Origin of the sequence: Flavobacterium sp. IB48, from assembly GCF_016405855.1 — a bacterium.
GTDB lineage: Bacteria > Bacteroidota > Bacteroidia > Flavobacteriales > Flavobacteriaceae > Flavobacterium > Flavobacterium ginsengisoli.
The window spans coordinates 166,333-190,883 of sequence record NZ_JAEFCA010000001.1 but is presented as its reverse complement, the minus strand read 5'-3'; the positions used below and the strand labels follow the sequence as shown (position 1 = coordinate 190,883).

Annotated in this window: 27 protein-coding genes; 14 read left to right on the top strand and 13 right to left on the bottom strand. The window is 33.0% G+C overall.

Features of this window, described 5'->3' with window-relative positions:
• Positions 1 to 3 precede the first annotated feature (3 nt).
• Genes JC605_RS00920 through JC605_RS00905 form a run of 4 tightly spaced genes read right to left on the bottom strand, consistent with a single transcriptional unit; the run spans position 4 to position 3,297 of the window.
• Positions 4 to 1,119 (bottom strand): sensor histidine kinase, encoded by a 1,116-nt coding sequence (locus JC605_RS00920; protein ID WP_198854453.1) that lies wholly within the window; start codon positions 1,117 to 1,119, stop codon positions 4 to 6.
• Complete coding sequence (locus tag JC605_RS00915; protein WP_233074001.1) at positions 1,120 to 1,398, bottom strand: DUF4907 domain-containing protein; 279 nt, start codon at positions 1,396 to 1,398, stop codon at positions 1,120 to 1,122.
• A 37-nt stretch (positions 1,399 to 1,435) separates the two neighbouring features.
• The gene (locus JC605_RS00910; RefSeq protein WP_198854451.1) at positions 1,436 to 2,443 is read right to left on the bottom strand and encodes a kelch repeat-containing protein; all 1,008 of its coding nucleotides are present in this window, start codon (positions 2,441 to 2,443) and stop codon (positions 1,436 to 1,438) included.
• 14 nt (positions 2,444 to 2,457) lie between these two features.
• Positions 2,458 to 3,297 carry a DUF6268 family outer membrane beta-barrel protein gene (locus tag JC605_RS00905; protein WP_198854450.1) on the bottom strand — a complete coding sequence of 280 codons (840 nt, stop codon included), beginning with the start codon at positions 3,295 to 3,297 and terminating at the stop codon, positions 2,458 to 2,460.
• A 231-nt stretch (positions 3,298 to 3,528) separates the two neighbouring features.
• Here JC605_RS00905 and JC605_RS00900 point away from each other — a divergent pair, with 231 nt between their 5' ends.
• Together JC605_RS00900 and JC605_RS00895 are read left to right on the top strand one after the other, a co-directional pair.
• Complete coding sequence (locus JC605_RS00900) at positions 3,529 to 4,857, top strand: DUF4270 family protein (RefSeq protein ID WP_198854449.1); 1,329 nt, start codon at positions 3,529 to 3,531, stop codon at positions 4,855 to 4,857.
• Positions 4,858 to 6,093, top strand: coding sequence for an aromatic hydrocarbon degradation protein (locus tag JC605_RS00895; protein WP_198854448.1), 1,236 nt, complete (start codon positions 4,858 to 4,860; stop codon positions 6,091 to 6,093).
• Positions 6,094 to 6,096: 3 nt separating this feature from the next.
• On the opposite strand, the gene murI is transcribed toward JC605_RS00895, so the two are convergent.
• The 8 genes from murI to JC605_RS00855 form a co-directional block, all read right to left on the bottom strand.
• The gene (gene murI / locus JC605_RS00890) at positions 6,097 to 6,873 is read right to left on the bottom strand and encodes a glutamate racemase (RefSeq protein WP_198854447.1); all 777 of its coding nucleotides are present in this window, start codon (positions 6,871 to 6,873) and stop codon (positions 6,097 to 6,099) included.
• A 149-nt stretch (positions 6,874 to 7,022) separates the two neighbouring features.
• Complete coding sequence (locus JC605_RS00885; RefSeq protein WP_198854446.1) at positions 7,023 to 7,526, bottom strand: OmpH family outer membrane protein; 504 nt, start codon at positions 7,524 to 7,526, stop codon at positions 7,023 to 7,025.
• Between the two features lie 14 nt (positions 7,527 to 7,540).
• Positions 7,541 to 8,578 carry an OmpH family outer membrane protein gene (locus JC605_RS00880; RefSeq protein WP_198854445.1) on the bottom strand — a complete coding sequence of 346 codons (1,038 nt, stop codon included), beginning with the start codon at positions 8,576 to 8,578 and terminating at the stop codon, positions 7,541 to 7,543.
• A 42-nt stretch (positions 8,579 to 8,620) separates the two neighbouring features.
• Positions 8,621 to 11,359 carry an outer membrane protein assembly factor BamA gene (gene bamA / locus JC605_RS00875; protein WP_198854444.1) on the bottom strand — a complete coding sequence of 913 codons (2,739 nt, stop codon included), beginning with the start codon at positions 11,357 to 11,359 and terminating at the stop codon, positions 8,621 to 8,623.
• Complete coding sequence (locus JC605_RS00870) at positions 11,292 to 12,032, bottom strand: isoprenyl transferase (protein WP_198854443.1); 741 nt, start codon at positions 12,030 to 12,032, stop codon at positions 11,292 to 11,294. Before JC605_RS00870 ends, bamA begins: the two co-directional genes overlap by 68 nt.
• A 3-nt stretch (positions 12,033 to 12,035) precedes the next feature.
• Positions 12,036 to 12,728 carry a DUF6089 family protein gene (locus tag JC605_RS00865; RefSeq protein WP_198854442.1) on the bottom strand — a complete coding sequence of 231 codons (693 nt, stop codon included), beginning with the start codon at positions 12,726 to 12,728 and terminating at the stop codon, positions 12,036 to 12,038.
• Positions 12,729 to 12,901: 173 nt separating this feature from the next.
• Entirely contained in the window at positions 12,902 to 13,786 is an 885-nt protein-coding gene (locus tag JC605_RS00860) for an NAD kinase (protein ID WP_198854441.1), read from the bottom strand.
• A 98-nt stretch (positions 13,787 to 13,884) separates the two neighbouring features.
• Positions 13,885 to 14,544, bottom strand: coding sequence for a CBS domain-containing protein (locus tag JC605_RS00855; protein WP_198854440.1), 660 nt, complete (start codon positions 14,542 to 14,544; stop codon positions 13,885 to 13,887).
• Positions 14,545 to 14,659: 115 nt separating this feature from the next.
• Here JC605_RS00855 and JC605_RS00850 point away from each other — a divergent pair, with 115 nt between their 5' ends.
• The 6 genes from JC605_RS00850 (at position 14,660) to clpX (ending at position 20,400) form a co-directional block, all read left to right on the top strand.
• Positions 14,660 to 15,373, top strand: a complete 714-nt coding sequence (locus tag JC605_RS00850) for a pyridoxine 5'-phosphate synthase (RefSeq protein ID WP_198854439.1) — start codon at positions 14,660 to 14,662, stop codon at positions 15,371 to 15,373.
• A 26-nt stretch (positions 15,374 to 15,399) separates the two neighbouring features.
• A complete protein-coding gene (locus JC605_RS00845) occupies positions 15,400 to 16,164 on the top strand; it encodes an alpha/beta fold hydrolase (RefSeq protein WP_198854438.1) in 765 nt (254 codons plus the stop codon).
• Between the two features lie 53 nt (positions 16,165 to 16,217).
• The gene (locus JC605_RS00840; protein ID WP_198854437.1) at positions 16,218 to 16,562 is read left to right on the top strand and encodes a phage holin family protein; all 345 of its coding nucleotides are present in this window, start codon (positions 16,218 to 16,220) and stop codon (positions 16,560 to 16,562) included.
• Positions 16,563 to 16,675: 113 nt separating this feature from the next.
• Entirely contained in the window at positions 16,676 to 17,998 is a 1,323-nt protein-coding gene (locus tag JC605_RS00835; protein WP_198854436.1) for a trigger factor, read from the top strand.
• Between the two features lie 327 nt (positions 17,999 to 18,325).
• Positions 18,326 to 19,000 (top strand): ATP-dependent Clp endopeptidase proteolytic subunit ClpP, encoded by a 675-nt coding sequence (clpP, locus tag JC605_RS00830; protein ID WP_198854435.1) that lies wholly within the window; start codon positions 18,326 to 18,328, stop codon positions 18,998 to 19,000.
• 167 nt (positions 19,001 to 19,167) lie between these two features.
• The gene (clpX, locus tag JC605_RS00825) at positions 19,168 to 20,400 is read left to right on the top strand and encodes an ATP-dependent Clp protease ATP-binding subunit ClpX (protein WP_144215416.1); all 1,233 of its coding nucleotides are present in this window, start codon (positions 19,168 to 19,170) and stop codon (positions 20,398 to 20,400) included.
• 219 nt (positions 20,401 to 20,619) lie between these two features.
• Here clpX and JC605_RS00820 read toward each other — a convergent pair whose 3' ends face one another.
• A complete protein-coding gene (locus JC605_RS00820) occupies positions 20,620 to 21,585 on the bottom strand; it encodes a GlxA family transcriptional regulator (protein ID WP_198854434.1) in 966 nt (321 codons plus the stop codon).
• A gap of 141 nt (positions 21,586 to 21,726) precedes the next feature.
• Between JC605_RS00820 and JC605_RS00815 the strand changes: the two genes are divergently transcribed.
• The 6 genes from JC605_RS00815 (at position 21,727) to JC605_RS00790 (ending at position 24,456) form a co-directional block, all read left to right on the top strand.
• A complete protein-coding gene (locus tag JC605_RS00815; RefSeq protein ID WP_198854433.1) occupies positions 21,727 to 22,134 on the top strand; it encodes a VOC family protein in 408 nt (135 codons plus the stop codon).
• A 2-nt stretch (positions 22,135 to 22,136) separates the two neighbouring features.
• Positions 22,137 to 22,541, top strand: coding sequence for an SRPBCC domain-containing protein (locus tag JC605_RS00810; RefSeq protein ID WP_198854432.1), 405 nt, complete (start codon positions 22,137 to 22,139; stop codon positions 22,539 to 22,541).
• 20 nt (positions 22,542 to 22,561) lie between these two features.
• On the top strand, positions 22,562 to 22,966 hold the full coding sequence (locus JC605_RS00805) for an SRPBCC family protein (RefSeq protein WP_198854431.1): 405 nt from the start codon (positions 22,562 to 22,564) through the stop codon (positions 22,964 to 22,966).
• Positions 22,967 to 23,073: 107 nt separating this feature from the next.
• A complete protein-coding gene (locus JC605_RS00800) occupies positions 23,074 to 23,484 on the top strand; it encodes a VOC family protein (RefSeq protein ID WP_198854430.1) in 411 nt (136 codons plus the stop codon).
• A 1-nt stretch (position 23,485) separates the two neighbouring features.
• Positions 23,486 to 23,923 carry an SRPBCC domain-containing protein gene (locus JC605_RS00795; RefSeq protein WP_198854429.1) on the top strand — a complete coding sequence of 146 codons (438 nt, stop codon included), beginning with the start codon at positions 23,486 to 23,488 and terminating at the stop codon, positions 23,921 to 23,923.
• A gap of 98 nt (positions 23,924 to 24,021) precedes the next feature.
• Positions 24,022 to 24,456 (top strand): VOC family protein, encoded by a 435-nt coding sequence (locus JC605_RS00790; RefSeq protein WP_198854428.1) that lies wholly within the window; start codon positions 24,022 to 24,024, stop codon positions 24,454 to 24,456.
• The last annotated feature ends 95 nt before the right edge of the window (positions 24,457 to 24,551 follow it).

The window sequence follows — 24,551 nt, the reverse complement described above, 5'->3', positions numbered from 1 at the left end:
TGTTTAATGTATTGCGGTTTTAATTTCGTCCAACTTTAAATTCAAATGAACTCGGTAATATTCATTATCCTGAGTAATGGTTAGTTCGTGTGCGTTTGGATAGAGAAGATCAAGACGGCTTTGGATATTCACTAATCCAATTCCTGAATTTTCAGGATCTTTTACATAATTCTCAATGGTGTTTTCAATCCAGAAATCAAGATTGTTATCCGTAATTAGAATCTTAATTCTTACGTGAGCCGCGCCTTTGTAATCAGTTCCATATTTAAAGGCATTTTCAACAAAAGAAATCAATAATAAAGGCTCAATATATTTATTTTTAGTGTCGCCATGAACATTGATTACGATGTCTTCGATATTGTTTAATCGCAGCTTTTGTAGTTCGATATAATTCTGGATATAATTGACTTCTTTTTCTAAAGCCACCGTTTTGTTATCTGTTTCATACAGCATATAGCGCATAAGTTCAGATAAGGTTACGATGGCATCAGGGACCAAATCAGATTTTTTGTGTGCCAAAGAATAAATACTGTTTAGAGAATTAAATAAAAAATGCGGATTGGTTTGTTTGCGCAAATAGATTAATTCGGTATTTGTTCTATGTGTTTCGGCAATCAGTTTATTTTGCTGATTATTATAAAATTCAGTTAATGTTCTAATAATTGCAGAGATTGTAATGATCAGAATATAGAAAAACGATGGGCCAATTTTAAAGAAAAGAGGCTGTCTCATTTCAATTCTCTGATGCATTCTTTCGCCTCGCGGGAAAAAATGCGGATCATGAGGCATTGTCCTTGGAGGCATTATATTTTCTGGTCTTAAATGCCTAAATTCAGGGATAAAATAATTTATCCTTATGATCATAAATGTTGCAATTAAAACAAAAGCAAACGTAAAGTAGAGCCAGTATTTTTTTTGCAATAAATAATTTGGAACCAAATAAAAATAGTTCAGATAAAACAAAACAATTCCGGTTGTCCATTGCACATAAAAGTCGTTACTAATCTTAAATGGACTTTCGTAAAACTGAATTAACGAAGTCAAAATAAAGAAAACCCATATCGCAAAATGGAATAATATTTTGTTGTAGCCGGTATTTTTAATGGTATCTATCTGCATTTACAATTTTATTTTTAATAAAATTAGTTCATTTTTGGTTACCGTTGGCGATAAGTTTTGTTTGAGTTTCTGCTTAACAAGATTGGCAACCTTTAAGGCGTCATCTTCTGTTTTGAAACTTTTAGTATCACTTATTACAGGAATAACCGACTGTTTAATTAAAACTTTTTCTTTGTAGGCAATTGTATATCCCCAACCAGAACTTGTTTTAAAAGAAGCCGTTCTCAAAGATTCTTTTTTCGCGCAAGCAATAAAAAGAAGAATGGCAAAAACTATCAAACACTTCTGGATTTTACTCCAGAAGTATTGTTTATTATTAATTGTCATCGTCACTTTGTTCGTCTAATGGCTTAAATTCCCAAGCATCATCAAAATAAGTAGAACCAATTCGTCCTAACATATAGAATCCACGATTATTGATGGCAAAACCTACAGCATCTGTTCTTGTAGCACCTTCCATTGGAGTTCTTTCTACCCATAAGTCTGTTGACGGATTATATTCCCAAACTGTTTTTATGTTTTCACCACCCACAACATATCCTAATCCATTCATAGAAAAGCTAGATGCATTAGAACGAACAATTGCGTAATCATCGTTGTAGCTATAATCATCGTCTGTGTCTTTATCAATATCTCTTTTTCTTGTCCATACATCTGTAGACGGATCAAATTCCCAGAAATCTTCTTGATAAACACCATTGTTCACACCAGTTACTAAATATGCTTTATCTGCAATTGTGAAAACCGTTGCATTACGTCTTTTGTTTCCGCTAAAACCATTTACCAAAGTCCAAGTATTAGCTTGATCATCGTACTGATAAAAATCTTTCAAGTAATTTCCATCATAACCAGTCCCAAAATACGCTTTACCCCCAACCTGAAAACCTACAGCGGCGTAACGAGCGGTTCCTGCAAAATCTGTTTTTTGCGACCAGCTGTTTGCAGTAGGATCGTATTGGTAAAAGTCTTTCAGTTTATTTGTTCCATCATAACCAAGACCAACATAACCTTTTTCGTTTAAAGCAAAACTAGAAGCAGAACTTCTTCCTATACCGCCGAAATCGGCCTTTTGTTCCCAATAATCTCCGTTTGAGTTGTAAACCCATAAATCTTTTAAATAAACATCGCCAGTATAACCGCCAACTACATAAGCATAATCTCCGATAACGAAACTTGTTGCACTAGATCTTGCAGGGCCATCAAAGGCTGATTTTTTAATCCAGTTTCCTACCAAATCATCATCGTCATTATCATTGCTGCAGCTTATCAAAAAGAGGCTTGAAAAAAGCGCTGTGAATAAAATTCCTTTTTTTAGATTAATCATAGTGTATTTAAAATTTATTGTTTGTATTTGATCCCTATTCCTAAAACGTAACCATTTCCATTATTGTAATCGTAAATTTTGTGGTCGTTGCTATCTAGTAAATTGTATTTTTTGTTGAAATCGTAACCGGCTTTAAAATTTAAAAACCAATTGGCAGCAACATTTCTTTCATATTCCAAAGCCGATGTCATTTGCGATAAAACTGCTTTTTCGGCATTATTGTCTACGTTTTTTTCGTCTAAATGATAAAAGTTTCCATTAAAACTATTCGTCAGACTAAATTTATTTCGATCATTATTAGAATAAGAAATTCTCGAATCTGGAAATCCAATTTCAAAATCGGTTTTCTCGTTCATTTTATAATCAAAAGCAACAATTGGCGTAAACTTTGGCGCTCCAAAAATCGATGTTCGCCCAGCTCCAACTATTACATTGAATTTTGAGCTCAGTTGCTGGCTAATTTCTAAACTTCCTAAAACGGTAACATCTGAAAAATCCAGTTTGCTCTGAAAATTGGCAGTAGGAACTACAGAAAGTTGCCATCTTGTTTTCTCTGTTATTTCAGATGAATATTCGAACTTGTCTTGAACTTGGTTGAATTTGTCCTGATCCGCATAAAAATTATAGGGATTAAACTCGTAATTCACCTTCAAATTAGAATATTCCAATGTGTTAGCTATTTTGCTTTTTGTTCCTAGTTTCTTCTGATAAAAGACTGCGATGTTTGTTTCGCTAAAATTTATCTTGTCTGTCGGCTCCGTTTTGAAATTTAGAGTGGCACTAAAATTTTCTTGAGCTTTTAAACCTAAAAATGAAATCAAAAAAAGAGAACAAATTATAAACCTTACTTTCATTATTTATTTTATTGGCTCAAAATTAGATGGATGGCGCTCTTAAAAAAAAGAAGATATATATATGACGTGTTTTGATAGACAAAACAGCCGTTTTTAAGGTCGAATTAAAATTCGAGAACAGATTTTGGGTTATAGATCGTTTTGTGCAATTAGTAGCCTAAAAAAGCGCAATAGTATATGTTATAGTGTGTCGCCAAAGTGCACAATTTATATTTGTCCAAAAATTAAATTATGCAGAAGTTTATATTGATACTACTTTTTGTACTGACCTTATTTTCATGTGGTACAGATACAGACACTGGAGAATTTACGGTTGGGTCAGATTATTTGGCTTTGAGTAATAAAGTAATCATGATAGATACTGTGACCGTAGAAATGTCAACCATTAATTTTGACTCGCTGGTAACTTCGAATAAAAGTAGAATCTTGATCGGGAATTATGATGATCCTATTTTTGGAAAAGTAAAGTCGGACAGCTATTTTCAGCTTTCAGGAGCTTCCTACGCATTGAATAATACAGGTTCAGATACTGAAGCGGTTAATTACGTTTTCGATTCGATTTCGATGATTCTTAAATATGATAAGTATTATTACGGAGATACTACAAAGGTTCAAACATTTGACATTCATCGTTTGCTTCAAAAAGTTAAGCCTAATACAGACGATAGTAATTTCTACAACAATTCTGCTTTAAGTTATAGCACTGAAAGCTTGGGAAAAATATCTTTTATACCAAGACCAAAACAAAAGGACTCTATCAATATTAAAATGGATAAAGAATTTGGAGAAGCTCTTTTTCAGAAAATTAAAAAAAGAGAAATTACAGATTTTGACAGTTTTACAGAATACTTAAAAGGTCTTGTTTTGGTTCCAGAAACATCCAATTCTTCCAATATAATAGGATTTAGCGCTGGAAGCAGCAAAATGCGATTGTATTATTCAAAATATATGGCAGATACAGATGAGGAGTCGTATATTCTGGATTATACCATTTTAGACAAAACAAAACAGTTTAATTCTATTTCTTTAGATAAAACAGGAACGTTGCTGCAGAATCTTCCCGTCTCGAGTAGTAATTTGTCTAGTAACTTGACCAATAATCAAGGTTTTATTCAGTCAGGAACTGGAGTCGCCTGTAGAGTTGAATTTCCGAATATTAAACAGTTTAAAAATATTTCGACTAATGGCGCTATCGTAAATGCAGAGCTAATTTTAAAGCCTGTCAATAACTCTTATTCTGACAAATATCCACTGGCCGATTCTCTTTCTGTTTTTGTTGGCGATAATTTGAACAGAATAAGCGGAGCATTAACAAATTCTGCAGGAACTACCGTATACGGGATATTGAACAAAAAAAGCGATGAATTTAACGAAAATATTGGCTATACAATTCCTGTTGGAGCTTTTCTTCAGAAAGAAATGCTTAAAGCATCCGATTCTAGGTCGTCTCTTATTTTAACGTTGCCTGGAATTTCCAAATCTGTTAACAGAATTGTTTTGGGGAATCAAAAATATGCCGATAATAAAATTCAGCTAAAAATTTATTACATCTCTTACTAAATGAAAAATAAAGTTGTTTTATGGAGTTGCTTCCTTTTAATGTCGCTAACTTCATTTTCTCAAAGTATCTCAAGTTCTCCATATTCGCTTTATGGCGTTGGAAGCTTGTACGATTCAGACTTTGGTTATCTGCCTTCTATTGGCGGTTCAGGTATTGCATTACCTTCAGATACTTTTATCAATAATTTAAATCCGGCATCTTTAGGATATATGTATCAAAATCATTTTCTTTTTGATATTGGAGGAAAAGCCATCGCCACAACATATCAAAGCAACAATCGTACAGAAAATCGAAATAATTTTCAATTTTCTCATTTAGCTTTTGCTTTTCCTGTTACTAAAAATTCTGGTTTTAGTTTGGCGCTTCGTCCATATTCTAGCTCGGTATTTAAAATCTCAAATTTAGAACTCCCAATTGCAGACAGTCAGGAATCTTATTACGTAACAGCACAAGGATCTGGAGGTTTAAATAATCTAGATTTTTCATACGGATATAGATTTGGAAAAAAATTGACAGTAGGAGTAACTGGAACAGTGCTTTTTGGAAATACAGTTGATGATCGTGCTTTTCTTATTTCGAATGCAGTTACCACGATACATAAAAAAACTGATTATAGCGGAGTTCGCGCAACATTAGGAGCTCAATTTAAAATAGATTCGACCCTTACAATAGGAACAACAATTAAAGTTCCAGCAAGAATAAATGCATCAAAAGTGCAATCGGTGGCAAGTATTGCAGATGAAGTAGAAACTGCTATAGAAACTAATATAGCCACAAAGACCGACGATTATTATATGCCTTTAGAACTGGGCTTTGGAGTTAGTAAGCGATTTAAGAATAATTTGAATATGACTTTAGATTATGAGAAGAGCTTTTGGAAAAATACAAAACAGTCTGATCTGTATGGCGAATTTGTAAATCAGGATCGTTTTGCGCTTGGATTTACTTATAGCGCCAAAAAGAATGTTAGAAGATACTGGGATCGAGTAGGGTATGCTGCTGGTGTAAATTTTGACAACGGTTACCTCGAAGTCGACAGACAGCGTGTTAATAGCGCATCTGTTTCTATTGGACTAAACCTACCAATTGAAAATACATTTTCGTCACTCAATATTTCTTATTCTTACGGGCAGAAAGGTAGAATCGCGAATGATTTGATAAAAGAAAATTACCATAAAATATCACTCAATTTATCGTTGGACGGAATTTGGTTCGTCAAGCGAAAGTTTGAATAATACTTAAAAGTCTTTTTTGATTACTGGATATTTATGTTCTAAAATTGATTCTAAAACTTTAGGATCTGAGTTTACATAAAATATTGGATCGTGATCTGTACTTTCAGAAAAACCAACCTTATCACGAAGCAGATTTTTTGTCTGGCGTGCAACAGCTTCTCCTGAATCTATTATTTTAATATGATCTGGGAGAATTTTTTTTATTTGAGGAATTAAATAAGGGTAGTGGCTACATCCTAAAACCAAATAATCAATATTGGCTTCAATCATAGGCTGAAGGTATGACTCTAATAATTGTGTCATTTCTGGCGAATACAAATTGCCATCCTCAATAAGCTGTACAAGTCCATGACCAACTTGCTCAATGATTTTTGTATTGTGAAACATCTCAGCAGTTTTATTAAAGAGCTCACTGTTAAGTGTTCCTTTTGTAGCTAAAATTCCAATTACCTGTGTTTGAGAATTGGTTGCAGCTGGTTTAATAGCTGGCTCAATCCCTACAAATGGAATGTTGTAATCTGCACGAAGTTCTAGTATAGCATTTGTAGTTGCAGTATTGCAAGCAACGACAATTAATTTGCAATTATTCTCTAATAAAAACTCTACGTTTTTTTTACTTAACGCAACAATTTCTTCTTTGGTTTTTTGTCCATAAGGCGCATTTTTGCTGTCAGCTAGATAAATGGTTTTTTCATTTGGAAGAAGATCATGAATGGCGCTCCAAATGGAAGTTCCGCCAATACCAGAATCAAAAACGCCTATAGGATTATTGTTTATCATAAAGCAAATTTAAATATTTTTTAAATAAAATTGTTATTCTAAGTTAAGTCAAATCTTGAAATAATACGAAAGATTAGCTTTAATTTTTTGTAAAAAAAAACTGCTCAAATTATACAAATTGAGCAGTTTAATTATCGAGATTTAATTTCTTAGAATCCTAAATCTTTTTTAACGTCAGCAGTGATGTTTGGACCATCAGCTAATAATAAAGTAGAACCGTCTAATACATATTGGAAACCTTTAGCTTTTCCAACTTTTTGGATAGAAGCTCTAACTTTTTCCATTAATGGTTTTACGATATCAGTTTCTTTTTGTTGTAATTCTTTTTGAGCATTGTCTCTGTAATCAACAATTCTCTTTTGCATATCTTGAACCTCTTTAGAACGCTCACCGTTTACAGCATCAGTTACAGTTGCAGCTTCAGCTTCGTACTTTTTGATTTTTACTTGATATTCGTCAACCATTTTTTTGTATTCAGCATCATATGTACCACTTAATTTTTGCAGTTGATTTTGAGCATCTAGCATAGCAGGCATTTTCCCCATGATCTCGCTTACATCAACATGTGCTACCTTCGCTTGCGCGTTCATTGTGTTACTTGCTCCTAAAATAAGAATTGCAGCAATTAGTAAAGTTTTGATTTGTTTCATCATTTTTAAAATATTAATTAATTATTGGTCGTATTTGCTTTTTGCGTTTCGGCTTCTTTTGCTTTTTTAGCCGCTTCTCTTTCTTCTAAAATTTTCTTTCTTCTTTCTTCCAATTCTTTTTTACGTTGTTCGTAAAGTAATTGTCTTTCTTCTGCTTTTGTCATTGCAGGCTGTTCTCCGGCAGGTGTTTCTCCCGTAGCTGCAGGTGTTGCAGTTTTAGCAGTTGAGCTTGTTTTAGCGTCACCTGTTGTTGCGGCTGCACCAGGAACTGCTGTTGTAGCTGTTCCAGAAACCGTGCCATTTTTTTTCGCTTCTCTTTCTTCTTGCAGTGCTTTTCTTCTGTCGTCGTATTCTTTCTTCTTAGCTTCCTGTTCTAATTTTCTGTCCTGAATTAGCTTTTCTCTAGCTGCTCTTTTCTCATCTAGTGCTTTTTGGCGATCAGCCATTGCTGGATTTTCGTCAATTGCATTTTCAATATTTTCTTTAGCTTCTTGTTCTTTCAATTGTTTTTTAGACAGTTGCTCACGTTTTTCAGTACGGTTTAAAATTCTTAAAACCTGATCGCTAATATCGAACCTTTTATTGCTAAAAAGCATGGTAAGATCTGATGATTTATCAAAAACAAAATCATAATTTTTTGCTTCTGCTATATCTTGCACAGCTGTAAAAACCTGATCTTGTATAGGTTTTGCTAAAGCTGCTTTCTGTCTCATTAGATTTCCATCAGAACCAAATTGTTTCTGCTGATAATCCATCATTTCTTGTTCAAGAAACTTAATTTCTGTTTCTCTTTCTTCTATTAATTCTTTTGTAAGTAAAGCTTTTTCTGTTTTTAAGCTTTCTTTCAAATTATTTATATTTAATTTTTTAGCCTCTACTTCTTGTTTCCACTTTTGAGCTTTTTGCTCTAATTGTGATTTAGCTTCTTTATAATCGGAAACATTTTCTAAAATATATTCCATGTCGATGTAGCCAATTCGAGTAGTCTTTCCTTGTGCCTGACTTGTATTTGCTACAATCAAGGCTAAAAATATAAATAAAAATTGTTTTCTCATAACATAACTTTATTTGATGATTTTTAACCAAACGTTATTTCACTAAAATTGTTGTCCAATAATAAAGTGTGTTTCCCATCCATTAGCTTTTGTTTGTCCTGGAAGAGCGTCAAATCCGTAACCAAAGTCAATACCCAATAAACCAAATGCAGGCATGAATACACGTAAACCAGCACCAGCAGAACGATTTAAATCGAATGGATTATAATCTTTAAAAGTTGGGTATGATGAACCTGCTTCTAGGAACGTTAATGCAAAAATAGAAGCCGATGCTTTTAATGTAATTGGGTAACGTAATTCCATTGAGAATTTGTTGTAAATCGTTGCTCCAATTGCATCACCTGCAGCATTTACAGGGGTTAAAGAGTTGTTTGGATAACCTCTTAACTGGATAGTTTCTCTACCATCCATTGAGTAGTTGGCCATACCATCACCTCCTAAGTAAAAACGTTCAAACGGAATTACACCTCTTTCTTGATTGTAAGCTCCTAAGAAACCAAACTCTGTAAGTGTTCTTAATACTAATTTTCCATAAACTTTAGTATACCAGTCTCCTCTAAATTTAACTTTATAGTATTCTAACCAGTTGTATTTTTTCTGATCGACTTTCGCCACATCTGTATCGGCACTTGCATAATCTGATCCAACACTTACAGTTTTTCCAGAGGCATCTGTTTTGATGTAATCTCCAGTATTAAGTGGCTGGCCATAATCATCAGATGTATTTACACCTGTGTATTGTGATTTGTATTCTTTTTGGTTTTTCAAATCACCATAATCAATACCATTAAATAATGAATATGGAGGCGTAACTTTTGCAGTAATACTAAATTCAGAACCATAAGTTGGGAATATTGGGTTTACCCCTTTATTACTTCTTGAAAGTCCAATAGTATAAGCTAAGTTTCTTGAGGCTCCGTTACCAAAAGTAAACAAACCTGTATTATAATTGTTCAAGTCATAGTGCTGATAACTTACAGATTGTGATAGTACAAAGTAGTCATCTGGCACAGTTAATCTTTTCGCTAAACCAACTTGTACTGTAAAAATATTAAAACTTTTGCTTTTATCAACAGTTCGAGTGATGTAATTGTTAAGAAATTGCTTACTGTATGAAAGAGATGAACTAAACTGTACAGGTTTTTTCCCTCCAAACCATGGCTCTGAGAAAGATAAACTATACGTTTGGAAGTATGTACTTCCTTGCAAACGTAGAGCAACTTTTTGTCCGTCTCCCATTGGTAAAGGCTTGTAAGCTTCTTTGTCAAAAATCTTTCTCGCCGAGAAGTTGTTAAACGAAAGACCTAATGTTCCGATGAAACCTCCACCGCCATAACCTCCTTGAAGTTCGACCTGGCTAGATCCTTTTTCGACTACGTTATATTCAATATCAACAGTTCCAGCTCCGGCATCAACATTTTTAAATTTAGGATCAATTGCCTCTGGGTCAAAGAAACCTAATTGTCCAATCTCACGGATAGTTCTAACCAATTGTTCTTTACTGTATTTTTCACCTGGTTTAGTTCTTAACTCACGGTAAATAACGTGGTCATTTGTTTTATCGTTTCCAACAACAGTAATTTTGTTGAAGTAAGCAATAGGACCTTCAGTAACTCTAATTTCAAAATCAATAGTATCGTTAACTGTTTTTACCTCTACAGCATTAATGTTTGAGAACAAATAACCGTTGTTTTGGTATAAGTTGGTAATGTCTTCTGCGTCTGGTTTTGACTTATCAGCAATTCTTTTTTCTAGTAAAACTCCGTTATAAGTTTCTCCTTTTTTGATTCCTAAATAACGATTTAAAAGCTGATCTGAATAAACTGTATTACCTAAGAATTTAATATTTCCGAAGTAATATTTGTTACCTTCTTCTACATTAATCTTAATTGCTAGAGTATTCTTTTTCTTGTTATACTGAACAGAATCATAGATAATACGAGCATCGCGATATCCTTTTTCTTTGTAGGCAGAGATTACTTTTTCTAAGTCAGTTTTGTATTTCTCTGGAATAAATTTAGAAGCCTTAAATACACGAATGAAATTTTTCTGCTTAGTGTCTTTCATCGCAGCACGCAATTGGCTGTCTGTAAGTTGTTTGTTTCCAGTAAAATCAATACTGCTGATTTTAACTTTATCTCCTTTATCTATTCGGACAAGCATATTAACTTGGTGTCCGTTAATACTATCGGGAGTATTGGTAATAGTAACTTTTGTGTTATAAAAACCTTCTTTTTTGTATTTGTTTTCGATGTAATTTTTGGTAGTGGTAATTAAGTTTTCGTTGACAATTTTGTTCTTTGTCAGGTTATTGTCTTTAATTAAGCCTTCTATTTTACTTTTCTTAACACCAATGATTTTAACCTCATTTAATTTAGGAAGTTCAACAATATCTAAATCTAAATAGATACTGTCGTTTTCTACTTTATTAACATAGAATGCGATTTCGTCGAAAAGACCTAGCTTGCCTAATTTTTTAATTGCACTACTAATTTCTTCTCCAGGAACAGTGATTTCCTGACCTTTTTGAAGTCCTGAAAAGGTTACGACAGTTTGCTCATTGAAGCTTATTTTACCAACAACAGAAACTTTAGCTAAAATATATTTTTTTCCTTGATCAAAAGGAACTCTTTCTTGTGCTTTAATTTGTGAAAAACTACCCAATAGTAAAAGGGTAAAGACTATTTGTATTTTTTTTTGCAACACTAAAAAATTATTTAATTTGTTCACTGGTTTTTCCAAATCTACGTTCTCTTTTTTGATAACTAATAATAGCCTCATATAAATCTTGGTCTTTAAAGTCTGGCCACAAGACATTAGTAAAATACAATTCTGCATAGGCAATCTGCCACAGCAAAAAATTACTTATTCTATGTTCTCCACTTGTTCGTATTAATAAATCTACGTCAGGTAAATTTTGCGTGTAAAGATGCTCATTTATAATTGAATCGTCAATAGTGTCTATTGAAATTATATTATTTTTAACTTTATCACTAATTGACTTTACGGCATTTACCAGTTCCTCTCTAGAACCGTAGCTTAAAGCGAGAGTAAGAGTTAAGCGAGTATTGTTTTTCGTTTTTTCCATAACATCCAAAAGTTCTTTTTGGGCTGTTTTTGGTAATTTATCAAGATTTCCAATTGCATTAAGTCTGATATTGTTTTCTTGAAGGGTAACTAGCTCTTTTTTTAATGAATTAATCAATATTTTCATTAACGCCTGAACCTCAAGTTTTGGACGATTCCAATTTTCTGTAGAAAAAGCATATAGAGTTAAATATTCAATTCCAAGCTTAGCTGAGGTTTTGATTATCTCTTTTACAGATTTAGTGCCATTTTCGTGGCCAAACGCGCGCATGAAACCTTGTTGTTTTGCCCAGCGGCCGTTACCGTCCATAATAATGGCTAGGTGTCTAGGTAAGTTTTTGTGATCTATCGATTCTATTAAATTCATTTTTTAGTATGCGCAATAGCATGGTTTTTTTCCAAAGGTATAGGTTAAAGTCATACCAGAAAAAATATACCAGTCATTATTATTTAAATTTCCAAATTTCATAATACTTGGATTGCTTGTATTTGGATTGCTTCCGTCAATATTATCCGTAAATGTATAGCGTGCACCAACTTCGGCAGCTAAAACAAAACGTGGAGATATATTTGATTTTATACCTAATGTAATAGGTATAGACATAGAACTTCTGTTCTTTAGCTCGTATACGGTATTGGGAGTTGCAGTGTATCGGTATAGATTATTGAAGAAGAAATAATTTAAACCAGTAAACACGTAAGGCGTTATTTTTGTGTGATAATCGTGCAGATTAAAATCGAAAAAATTAAATTCTAAACCAGCAGAAAGCTCTTTTATGTCATTGTCAAAACGATGGCCTCTTTGATTTCTTCCTGTTTCATCAGATTTGTAATCGTTTCCACTAATATTTGACTGTGTATATGAGAATCTCCATGCGTGTCTTGGGCTTCTGTTCCATTTGTAAAGAACACCAAAAGCTAATTTTTCTGGAGCGATATAAGTTGTTTTTCCAACATCGCCTACAAAGTTGCTTCCGCCAAGAAAAACACCAATCTCATTGATCTGAGCATTAAGTGTGATAAAGGGGAAAAAACATAACAATAAATTAAAAATTTTCTTCATTTAATTCAAAATTGCGTGCAAATATAATAATTATCAATACGAATCAAAGTTCCTTTAGTTAAATGTGCTTTTTTTTCAATTTACGTTATGATTTTGAGCCATTTAATGATGATTCACTACATGCAGAACGAGAAAATGTGGTATTATCGTATAGTGAAGAATCAGAAAAGAGTTTAATTTCTTTTATCTTCTCCCCAGAGCAGTTTGTTTCTCAAGGTTTTTAAGAAAGTCTCGTCTGGTATTTCAACCATTTTAATTTTGTAATCTGTTTTTTTAATTTTTAAAATAGACTCGTTTTTTACCGAAGAAATTCTTGAGTCTAAAGAAACCAAATATTGGTCTTCTCTTCCTGTTACGCGCAAAGTAATTTCTGTATCGTCGGGAATAACAAGAGGTCTGGCAGTTAAATTATGTGGAGCAATTGGCGTAATTACTAAACTTTTGACATCTGGCGTTAAAATTGGTCCGCCACAGCTTAAAGAATATCCTGTAGAACCGGTTGGCGTTGAAATGATTAATCCGTCTGCCCAATAAGAATTTAGATATTCGTTGTTCAAATAGGTTTCTACAGTAATCATCGAAGTGGTATCTTTTCTACTCACTGTAACTTCGTTCATAGCGAAATTAAGTTCTTTAAAAGCTTCGTTGTAAGGTTCGCATGTGATTCCTAATAAAGTTCTTTCAGAAGTGGTGTAGTTTTGATCAATAACGTATTGAAGTAAAATATCTATATTTTCTTTCTGAACTTTGGCAAGAAAACCTAATCGTCCAGCATTTATACCTAATAAAGGTACTCCAGAATTACGAACAAAAGCAGCGGCTCTTAAAATCGTTCCGTCGCCTCCAATACTAATCAACATTTCGAAACTATTATCTAAAGCAGTACTTGGCGAAAAAGTTTTGTATTCTTTTTTTATAAGCTGTTTTTCATAAAGCATATTCAGGAAATTTTCTTCAATTACCATTTCGACGTTGTTGGTATTGAAAAATGTGAAAATGTCTTTTATAATAGGTTCAGTGCTATTCTGATAGTATTGTCCGTAAATGGCTATTTTCATTCGTTGTAAATTAGATAATTTGTCAATGTGTCAATTAGATAATCTGGAAATGCGAAAATTATCTAATTAACTAATTCTCTCATTGGCACATTCATAATTTATATGTTGAGATATTTGTCTAAATAATCTGATCGCTCTTTTAAGCTATTAATATAGTTGTCTTCTTGATGCTCTGAAATAATTTCGTAACCATATCTTCTATACGTCTGAATAATTTCGTTGATTGCTCCCAAGCCAATTTTTACAGTGATTTGAACATTTTCTGTATCAGCTTCAGAAACAAAACAGCCTAAAATTTTACCATTATTGCTTTCTACAATTTGAGTTACTTCACTCATAGAATAATCCAAAAGCCCTTTTTGTACAATAATAATGGCACCAGGTTCTTTTAAAAATGGAGTTTCCTGAAAAAACTTCATGATGTCTTCCATTTCGTAGTATCCTATATAATTATTGTTTTCATCAAGAATAGGCAGGATATTCGTGTGGTTTTTTGCAAAAACCTCTAGGACATCTAGCCAAATCATCGATTTTCTGGCAAAGAAACGTTCTAAAGCATATTTGTAATCAATTGCTTTTTTATCAGTGTCAAATGTTTCAACATCATCAGAAGAGATGCTTCCAATAAAAATACCATCTTCTAAAATCGGAAAATGAGAAAAATTTACATCGATAAAAAAGTCCTGAATCGAGGCAATTGTTTCCTGACTGTCAATTGCTCTGAAATCGTTTGTGATATAGTTTGTAATTTCTGTCATAAATCAATTGAGGATATTTGATGCAAAATAATCAAAAAATACCGAAAACCGCTCTGTTTTACTTTGTATTTTTGTCGTAACAAATATAAGATTACTAGAATTAATATCTATTTATATGACAAAATTAAGTGTAAATATCAATAAAATTGCAACGCTTCGAAATGCTCGTGGCGGAAATGTTCCCGATTTATTAAAAGTAGCTGCAGATATTCAGCGTTTTGGCGGACAAGGAATTACAATTCACCCACGTCCAGATGAGCGCCATATTCGTTATCAAGATGCACGCGATTTAAAAGCAGTTGTTACTACAGAATATAATATTGAAGGGAATCCTCAGCATAATTTTATCGATTTAGTTTTAGAATGCAAACCAGATCAGGTAACCTTAGTTCCAGACGCAATTGGTGCAATAACCTCTTCTGCTGGCTGGGATACAATCAAAAATCAAGAATATTTGACTGAAGTGATTCAGGAGTTTCAAAGAAACGGAATAAGAACTTCGATTTTCGTTGATCCAATTTTAGAAATGATTGAAGGTGCGAAAAAAACAGGAACAGATAGAATTGAATTATACACAGAATCTTTTGCACATCAATATAGTTTAGGAAACGAAAAAGGAATTGATCCTTATGCTAAAGCTGCAGTATTGGCAAATGAATTAGGGTTAGGAATCAATGCTGGACACGATTTGAGTTTAGATAATATCAAATTTTTTAAAGAAAACATTCAAGGTTTATTAGAAGTTTCTATTGGCCATGCTTTAATTTCGGAGGCGCTTTATCTTGGTTTAGATAATACTGTAAATATGTATCTGAATAAATTGAAATAATTCTTTAAAAAGAAAAAATTAAAAATATGCTTTATTCAAAAATAGAAGGAGAAGGAAAACCATTTGTCATCATGCACGGATTTCTCGGAATGTCTGATAATTGGAAAACTTTAGCCGGGCAATATGTAGAAGCCGGATTTCAAGTTCATATTTTAGATTTAAGAAACCACGGTCGCAGTTTTCATTCAGATGAATGGAGTTATGAAGCGATGGTTCAAGATGTGTACGAATACTGTCAAGCAAATAATCTGACTAGAATAGATATTCTAGGACATTCGATGGGAGGGAAAGTAGCGATGCTTTTTGCTACGACACATCCAGAAATTGTAGACAAATTGATTGTGGCAGATATTGGTCCGAGATTCTACAAACAGCATCATCAGGATATTTTGGCAGGATTAAATGCAGTAGATTTTTCTGTAAAACCAAGCCGAAATGATGTAGAAGCAATTTTATCTCAATATGTTCCAGATTTCGGGACTCGTCAGTTTTTGCTGAAAAATCTATATTGGAAAGAGCCGGGACAATTGGCTTTTAGATTTAATTTAGAAGCTTTTAATAATAATCTGGATGCGATCGGAAAACCTTTGGCAGATCATTTGGTTTTTAATAATCCGACATTATTTATTAGAGGTGGAAATTCTGGCTATATTCAAGATGCTGATCTTGATGAAATTCGTAAGCATTTTCCAAATTTAAAATTAGAAACCATTCCAAATGCAGGACACTGGCTTCATGCTGAAAATCCGAAAATGTTTTTTGAATTGACAGCAACGTTTTTAAAAGAATAAAACACTTTTGATAAAATTTTATTATTTTTAAATAAATTTTAAACCTAAAAACTATGAAATTATTACTTAGACTTCTCGTTACGGCTGCTTTGGTTTTATTATTGTCTAACATTTTAACAGGGGTTCATGTTGCTAGTTTTGGTACAGCAGTAATTGTTGCAGTAGTTTTAGGATTGCTGAATATCTTTATTAAGCCAATTTTAGTGTTGTTAACTTTGCCAGTAACGTTTGTTACGCTTGGTTTATTTTTATTAGTCATAAACGCGGTAATTATTTTACTGTGCACTAATATTGTAGGCGGTTTTGCAGTAAATTCATTTTGGACAGCATTAATATTCAGCATTATTCTATCTATACTTCAATCTCTTACTTATAAAATACTAGGAGACGATAAATAAAAACAAATCGGCAGATTAAAACTGCTTCAAATACAATAGATTAAAAACTTGGTTGGGTTGCAAAAATTTTATAATTTTGCAACCCAATTTTATTATGTAAATTAAAGAAGAAGATGGATATTAAAAGAGTAGCAATAGACGCTGTAAACGAGACAATCGTTATGAACGTTGTTCATATGGATTATAAAGGTCAAGTAGCAAAAAGAATTAACGAAAAAATGCCTTTAGCGCAAGTAAAAGGATTTAGAAAAGGTGCAGTGCCTAAAGATCTTGTTGAAAAACAATACGGAAAAGGTATTAAACAAGAAGAGATTAAAAAAGTAGTTGATTTGGCTTTAGAGCGTTATATTCAATCTGAAAGATTAAATCTTTTAGGAACTCCTCTTGCTAAAGTAAACGAAGATTTTAACTGGGATGCTGAAGAATTAACTTTTGAATACGAAATTGGTTTAGTGCCAAATTTCGAAATTGATCTTGAAGCTAAAAACAATATCGTAAAATATATCGTTACTGCTGATGATAAATTAATCGACGGACAAGTAGAGCGTATCCAAAAACAATTTGGAAAAGCAGTTCCTCAAGAAGTTTCTGATGCTAAATCTGATTTAACTGGAACTTTCTCTAGCGAAGCAAACGGAATCAACAATACAACTACAATTGCTGTTGATGCATTCAGCAAAAAAGCTCAAAAACAATTCACAGGTAAAAAAGTTGGAGATGTTGTTACAGTAAGCACAAAAGGTTTATTTGAAGACGATCACCAATTAATGGATTACTTAAAAGTTGGTCACGAAGGTGTTCACGGTTTAGATGTTGAAGTAAACTTTACTATTGAGGCAATCAACGGTTCTGAACCAGCTGAATTAAACCAAGAATTATTCGACAAACTTTTTGGCGAAGGAAAAGTGGCTTCTTTAGAAGATTTAAAAGCTAAAATTAAAGAAGATGCTGAAGCTCAATTCGCTCAGCAAGCTGACCAAAAATTATTATTAGATGTTCAAGATTTCTTGATCGAAAACACAAAATTCGATTTGCCAGCTGAATTCTTGAAAAAATGGTTGCAAACTGTTGGAGAGAAAAAACTTTCTGCAGAAGAAGCTGAAGTTGAATACGCAAGATCTGAAAAAGGTTTACGTTTCCAATTAATCGAAGGAAAAGCTTTGGCTCAAAGCAATATCCAAATTACATTTGATGACTTGAAAGAGTTTACATCAAACGCAATCAGACAGCAAATGGCTCAATTTGGTCAAACTAACCCAACTGACGAAGAAGTTCAAGGAATCGTGGCTAGAGTTTTATCTAACCAAGACGAAGTGAAAAGACTTTCTGAGCAAGTTGTAGCAGCTAAAATGTTAGATATCTTCAAAGAAAAAGCTAACCCAACAACTAAAGAGGTTACTTACGAAGAATTTATTGCAGCTTCTTACGGAGAATAAATTTTAGTCTGAAAGTCAAAAGTTGTAAAGTCGAAAGTTAAGAAGTATACTTTTTAAAAATTAAGATTTTATTACAGAAACTGAAAGATAAAAATAATTATATTTGAACGTCAATGGAATTTTTTATTCTGTTGACGTTCTTTTTTTGTTTCAGGTTTGAAGTTGGTAAAAGTTTCTTAGAAAGAAAAACTTAGAACCTTAGCAGCTTAGAATCTTAGCATCTTAAAAAAGACGACAAATTGGCATTTCTTATAAAAAGGTATGAACTTTGTTTAATTCGTTTAAGTCACTTGCTGACTTTAGACTTTTCAACTTTAAACTAAAAATATGAACTACGGTAAAGAATTCAAAAAATTTGCTACAAAGCACCAAGGAGTAAACGCAATGTATTACGATAAAATCGTAGCAGCAATGACTCCAACAAACATGACTCCATATATTATCGAAGAGCGCCAATTGAATGTTTCTCAATTAGACGTTTTCTCAAGATTAATGATGGACAGAATTATCTTTTTAGGAACAGGCATCGACGATCAGATCGCTAATATTGTTCAGGCTCAGTTATTATTCTTAGAAAGTGCTGATGCTTCAAAAGATATTCAAATTTATTTAAACTCTCCTGGAGGAAGTGTTTATGCAGGTTTAGGAATTTACGATACAATGCAATACATCAAACCAGATGTAGCAACAATCTGTACAGGAATGGCAGCTTCTATGGGAGCAGTTCTATTATGCGCAGGAGCAGCAGGAAAACGTTCTGCATTGCCTCACTCAAGAGTAATGATTCACCAGCCATCTGGAGGCGCACAAGGTGTTGCAACAGATATGGAAATCAACTTACGCGAGATGTTGAAATTAAAAGATGAATTATACAACATTATTTCGCACCACTCTGGACAAACTTTTGACAAAGTGCACAAAGACAGTGAGCGTGACTACTGGATGAAAGCAGACGAAGCAAAAGAGTACGGAATGATTGATGAAGTATTAAGAAGAGGATAATTTTTAGGTTCTAAGTTGCGAAGACACTAAGATTCTAAGTGTTCTTTGTAATTTTAAAATCAAATAAAAAAATAAAAATATTAAGCTGTAAAGAGCTAAGTTTTTAAGTTTTAGGTCAAAAAGCTTAGAAACTTAGTATCTTTGCAGCTTAGTAACTTAAATAAAGAATGGCAAAAGTAGTATTAGAATGTTCGTTTTGTGGAAGAAAAAAGCCAGAAACTAATTTATTAATTGCAGGTATCAATGCACACATTTGTGATAAATGTATTGAGCAAGCACACGGAATTGTTTTAGAAGAATTAAAATCTAGCGGAAGCGCAAAATTAGTTGGGGACTTAATTTTAAAGAAACCAAAAGAAATTAGAGCTTTCCTAGATCAATATGTTATTGGTCAGGATCAGACTAAAAAAGTAATGTCGGTTGCGGTTTACAATCACTACAAACGTTTAATGCAACAGCAATTAGACGATGAAGTAGAGATCGAAAAAAGTAACATCATCATGGTTGGTCAAACAGGAACAGGAAAAACATTAGTGGCAAAAACGATTGCTAAAATGTTAGACGTTCCGTTGGCAATTGTTGATGCGACAGTATTAACAGAAGCAGGTTACGTTGGAGAAGACGTTGAAAGTATTTTGACACGTTTGCTTCAAGCTGCAGATTACGATGTAGCAAAAGCAGAAAGAGGAATCGTATTTATTGATGAGATTGATAAAATTGCTCGCAAAAGTGATAATCCGTCAATAACGCGTGATGTTTCTGGAGAAGGTGTTCAGCAAGCATTATTGAAATTGTTGGAAGGAACGGTTGTAAACGTACCGCCAAAAGGAGGACGTAAGCACCCGGACCAAAAATTTGTTGAGGTAAATACTCAAAATATCTTGTTTATTGCAGGTGGAGCTTTTGATGGTGTTGAACGCATTATTTCAAAACGCTTAAATCGTCAGGCGGTTGGTTACTCAACTTCTAAAAATGTTGATAATATCGACAAAGACAATTTATTGCAATACATTATTCCGAAAGATATTAAAGATTTCGGATTGATTCCAGAGATTATTGGTCGTTTGCCAGTTTTAACGCACATGGATCCTTTGGATAAAGAAACGCTTCGTGCCATTTTAACACAACCTAAAAATGCATTGATCAAACAATATCAGAAATTATTCTTGATGGATGATGTTGAGTTTACTATAACAGATGAAGCTTTAGATTTTATTGTAGACAAAGCTTTAGAATATAAATTAGGAGCTCGTGGATTACGTTCTTTATGCGAAGCAATTTTGACAGATGCTATGTACGAACTGCCAACTTCAGATGATACAAGTCTGACAATTGACAAAGAATACGCAGAACATACGCTAAGCAAAAACTTGCTGAAACGTATGGAAATTGCTTCTTAAGCTATAAAATCAACTTTGACAAAGTTCAATTATAAAACCTGTTCATTTATTTGAGCAGGTTTTTTTTATTTTCTTTTTTGTTTGGTTTCATGAAAACTAAACTTCTGTTTTAGCCCTGATCGAAACGGCATCCTTTTGCTGTGGGGTTCACAGCAAAAGATACAGTGAAGAGCAGGACAGATGTTCTTTTGGAAACGAAATGTGCTGCTTTTAATAAAATTATTGCACTCTAAATTTCTCGCGATACTCAATTGGTTTCATGCCAACCATTTTATAAAAAACCTTTCTAAAGGCTTTTGGATCGTTATAGCCAGTTTTTTCGATAATTTCTGAAATCGAAAGCTGGGTTTGCTCTAGATATTTCTTTGAACTTTCGACTCTAATATTTTGTAGATATTCAATTGGCGGAATTCCGGTTACTTGTTTAAAACGGCGTGTCATGTTTCTGGCACTTGTCGGAATGTCTTTTGTAATTTCTTCTAGTTTTTCGATGGTGTGATATTGGCTTTCAATTTTTTGCTGTAACATGGCAACCAAAGTGTCATTGTGTAAATGGTTTGGTCTGAAAGTGCTAAAATAGCTTTGCTTGTATCGGTTTAAGTCGATAGAAAATATTTTAGCAATTTTAACTGCCATTTCGTTACCGCAGAATTTTTGAATCAAAAGAATCAATAAATGAAAAGTTGAGGTAGATCCTCCGCTTGTATATAAACTTCCGTCGGCGGTTAAAGTTTCTTCTGGTTTTAATTTCACCATCGGAAAGGCTTTTGTAAAAGCGCTGCAAGCATCAACATGGGTTGTAGCAAGTTTTTCGTTTAATAAACCAGATGCGGCAAACAAAAATGCGCCAGTACAAAAACTGGCTAATTCGGCTCCAGTTTTATGTTGTTTTTGAAGCCAAGGAATAAAGTTTTTATTCTTTTTAATCATCTCGCTCATATTATCAGTAGTAAAAGCGGGAATTAAAATTAAGTCTAGAATAATTTCTGAAGTTTCAATGGAATTACTTTTATATCCAAATATATTTCCTTGATCGTTTTGCTCTTTAGATTGAAAAATCATTATTTCAAATGGTTTTTCTGTTCCCGATGTAAGTTTATTTGCAGTTTCAAAGACTTCTAATATCGCGGCTATACTTAATAATTTATAGTCGTGAGGTACGATTAAACCTAGTTTCTTGCTCATGATATTTGTTATTTTTTGGAATTTCAGTTAACACAAAAATAAGCAAATTGTCTTAAATGCCCCTAAAGTTGACTTTTATTGTCGTTTTAAACTAATCTTAAAATTTTACATTTGCTTTGATTAATTTGTAATTTTATAAAGATGAAAACAAAGATATTCTTAAATCTTGCGGTAAAAGATTTAAATCGTGCAGTGAAATTTTTTAATGAACTTGGTTTTTCTACAAATCCAAAGTTCACAAATGAACAGGGAGCTTGTATAGTAATTAGTGATAACATTTTTACAATGCTTTTGGTTGAAGAGTTTTATCAAACCTTTACTCCAAAGAAAATTTGTGATTCTACTACAACAAGCGAAGTCCTTATTTCTCTTTCTATGGAATCACGTGAGAAAGTAGATGAAACAATTGAGAAAGCGGTAAAAGCTGGTGGAATAGATTATCAAGAAGCAAAAGATTATGGTTGGATGTACCAAAGAACATTTCTAGATTTGGATGGACATCATTGGGAAGTCTTTTTTATGGATGAAAGTCAAATTCCAACCAATTAAAGATGATTTTGGTAGAAGTTATAATTAATGCATCAATAGAAAAAGTTTGGGATTTTTGGATTACGCCAAAACATATCCAAAACTGGAACAGTGCTTTTGATAATTGGTATACGTCTTATGCTGAAAATGATTTGCAAGAAAAAGGAAAGTTTAGATATGAAATGAGATCAAAAGATAAAGATGAAAGTTTTGATTTTGAGGGAATATATACAAAAGTTGAAAAATTTCAGTTAATAGAATATAAGCTTTCAGACAATAGAATCGGAAGCGTTCATTTTGAAGATTTTGGAAACAATGTAAAGCTTGTTGAATATTTTGAGCCCAATAAAACTGATTCTGAAAATATGCAAAAGCAATGGTGCCAAGATGTGATTGATAACTTTAAGAAATACACAGAGAGATTTTAAAACGAAATTTATTTATAATAATGATAACAATAAAAAATACTGTAAAAGCATCTGCAGAGAAAGTTTGGAAGTTTTGGAATACACCAGAACATATTACAAAATGGAGTTTTGCTTCTCCAGATTGGCACACGCCTCACGCAGAAGCAGATTTAAGAGAAGGAGGAAAATTTAAATCGACTATGGCTGCCAAAGATGGGAGTATGAGTTTTGATTTTGGAGGCGAATTTACTTTAGTAAAACCAAATGAAGCACTTTCGTATGTTCTGGGAGATGGAAGAAAGGTTGAAATTACTTTTACAGAAACTGCAGAGGGTGTAGAAATTGTAGAAAGTTTCGACCCAGAAACTCAAAATCCAGAAGAAATGCAGCGCGCAGGCTGGCAGGCAATTTTGGATAATTTTAAAAGTTACGTAGAGGCTAATTAATTTTAGCTTCAAAGTCTCAAAGGTCAAAGATTACAAACTTAAATTAGCTTATATCACTTATATGGTTTAAAAGAAATAAATATCTAACCCAACAAAAAAAACAAAAAATGACAAAACAAATATGGTTGAATCTTCCTGTAAAGGACGTAGCAAAAGCGAAAGATTTTTTTTGGAAAATTGGTTTTTCGTTTAATGAACAGCATGACACCCCAAGTTCGACTTGTATGGTTGTAGGTGAAGGACATTTTGTAGTAATGCTTTTTGAAGAAATGCTTTTTTCTAGTTTCTCTCAAAATAGTATTACTGATACTAAATCGAGTTCGGAAGTATTGATTTCAATCGATGCTGAAAGCAGAGAAGAAGTTGATGAACTAGCTGAAAAAGTAAAACAAGCTGGCGGAACTGTGTTTGCTCCTCCTGCAGAGAGTCAGGGTTGGATGTATGGTTGTGGTTTTGCCGATTTGGACGGTCATCGTTGGAATGTCTTATTTATGGATTTTAGTAAATTACCAGATTAAAATGGAAAAATTAGTTTTTAATATCAAGATCAAGGCTCCCAAAGAAAAGATTTGGAAAGTCTTATGGGACGACGAAACTTACCGAAAATGGACAAGTTCTTTTTGTGGAGAAAGTTACGTTGAATCGAGTTGGAACGAAGGCGACAAAATTTATTTTTTGGGCGCAGCTGGAGAAGGAATGAATAGTTTAATTGAAAAAAAAATTCCAAATGAATACATGGCTTTTAAGCATTTGGGTGAACTGAAAGATTATAAGGAAGTTCCGCCAAATGCAGAAACAGAACAATGGACTGGAGCCATGGAAACCTATCGTTTAGATCAAAAAGGGGATTTGGTTGATCTTCATGTGGAAGTTGATGTGATCGAAAAGCATATAGACTATTTTAAAGAAGCATTCCCAAAAGGATTGGAGACCATTAAAGAGTTATCTGAGAAATAGAGAATGTATGAGAAAGAAACAAAAACAAAGACAAAGACTTTGTTTTGTGCTTCAAACGGAATTAACAATTTATAATTAACAATTAATAATTAAAAAAAATGGCAGCAATAAATCCATATTTAATGTTTAACGGAACTTGTGAAGAAGCGTTCCTGTTTTATAAATCGGTTTTTGGAGGAGATTTTCCGTATATCGGAAAATTTAAAGACGCTCCAGCAGAAGAAGGAGAAGTGCTTTCTGAAGAAGCATTAAATCGCATTATGCATGTTTCGCTTCCAATTGGAAATACCATTTTAATGGGAAGTGACAGTCATCCTAGATACGGAGACGTAGGTTTTGGAGATAATTTTTCGATTTCTATTAATACAGAAAGTACAGAAGAAGCAGATAGAATTTTTAACGGACTTTCGGCTGGAGGAAAAGTTGAAATGCCAATGAACAATACTTTCTGGGGATCTTATTTCGGAATGTTTAAAGATAAATTTGGTGTCAATTGGATGGTGAGTTTTGATAAAAACATTCCAAATCAATAGCCAAAAAGTTACGTTATTTTAATAATAAAAGATAATTGTTAAATTACTCGAAAAAGCACATTTATATGTGCTTTTTCTTTTCAAAAAAACAAGGA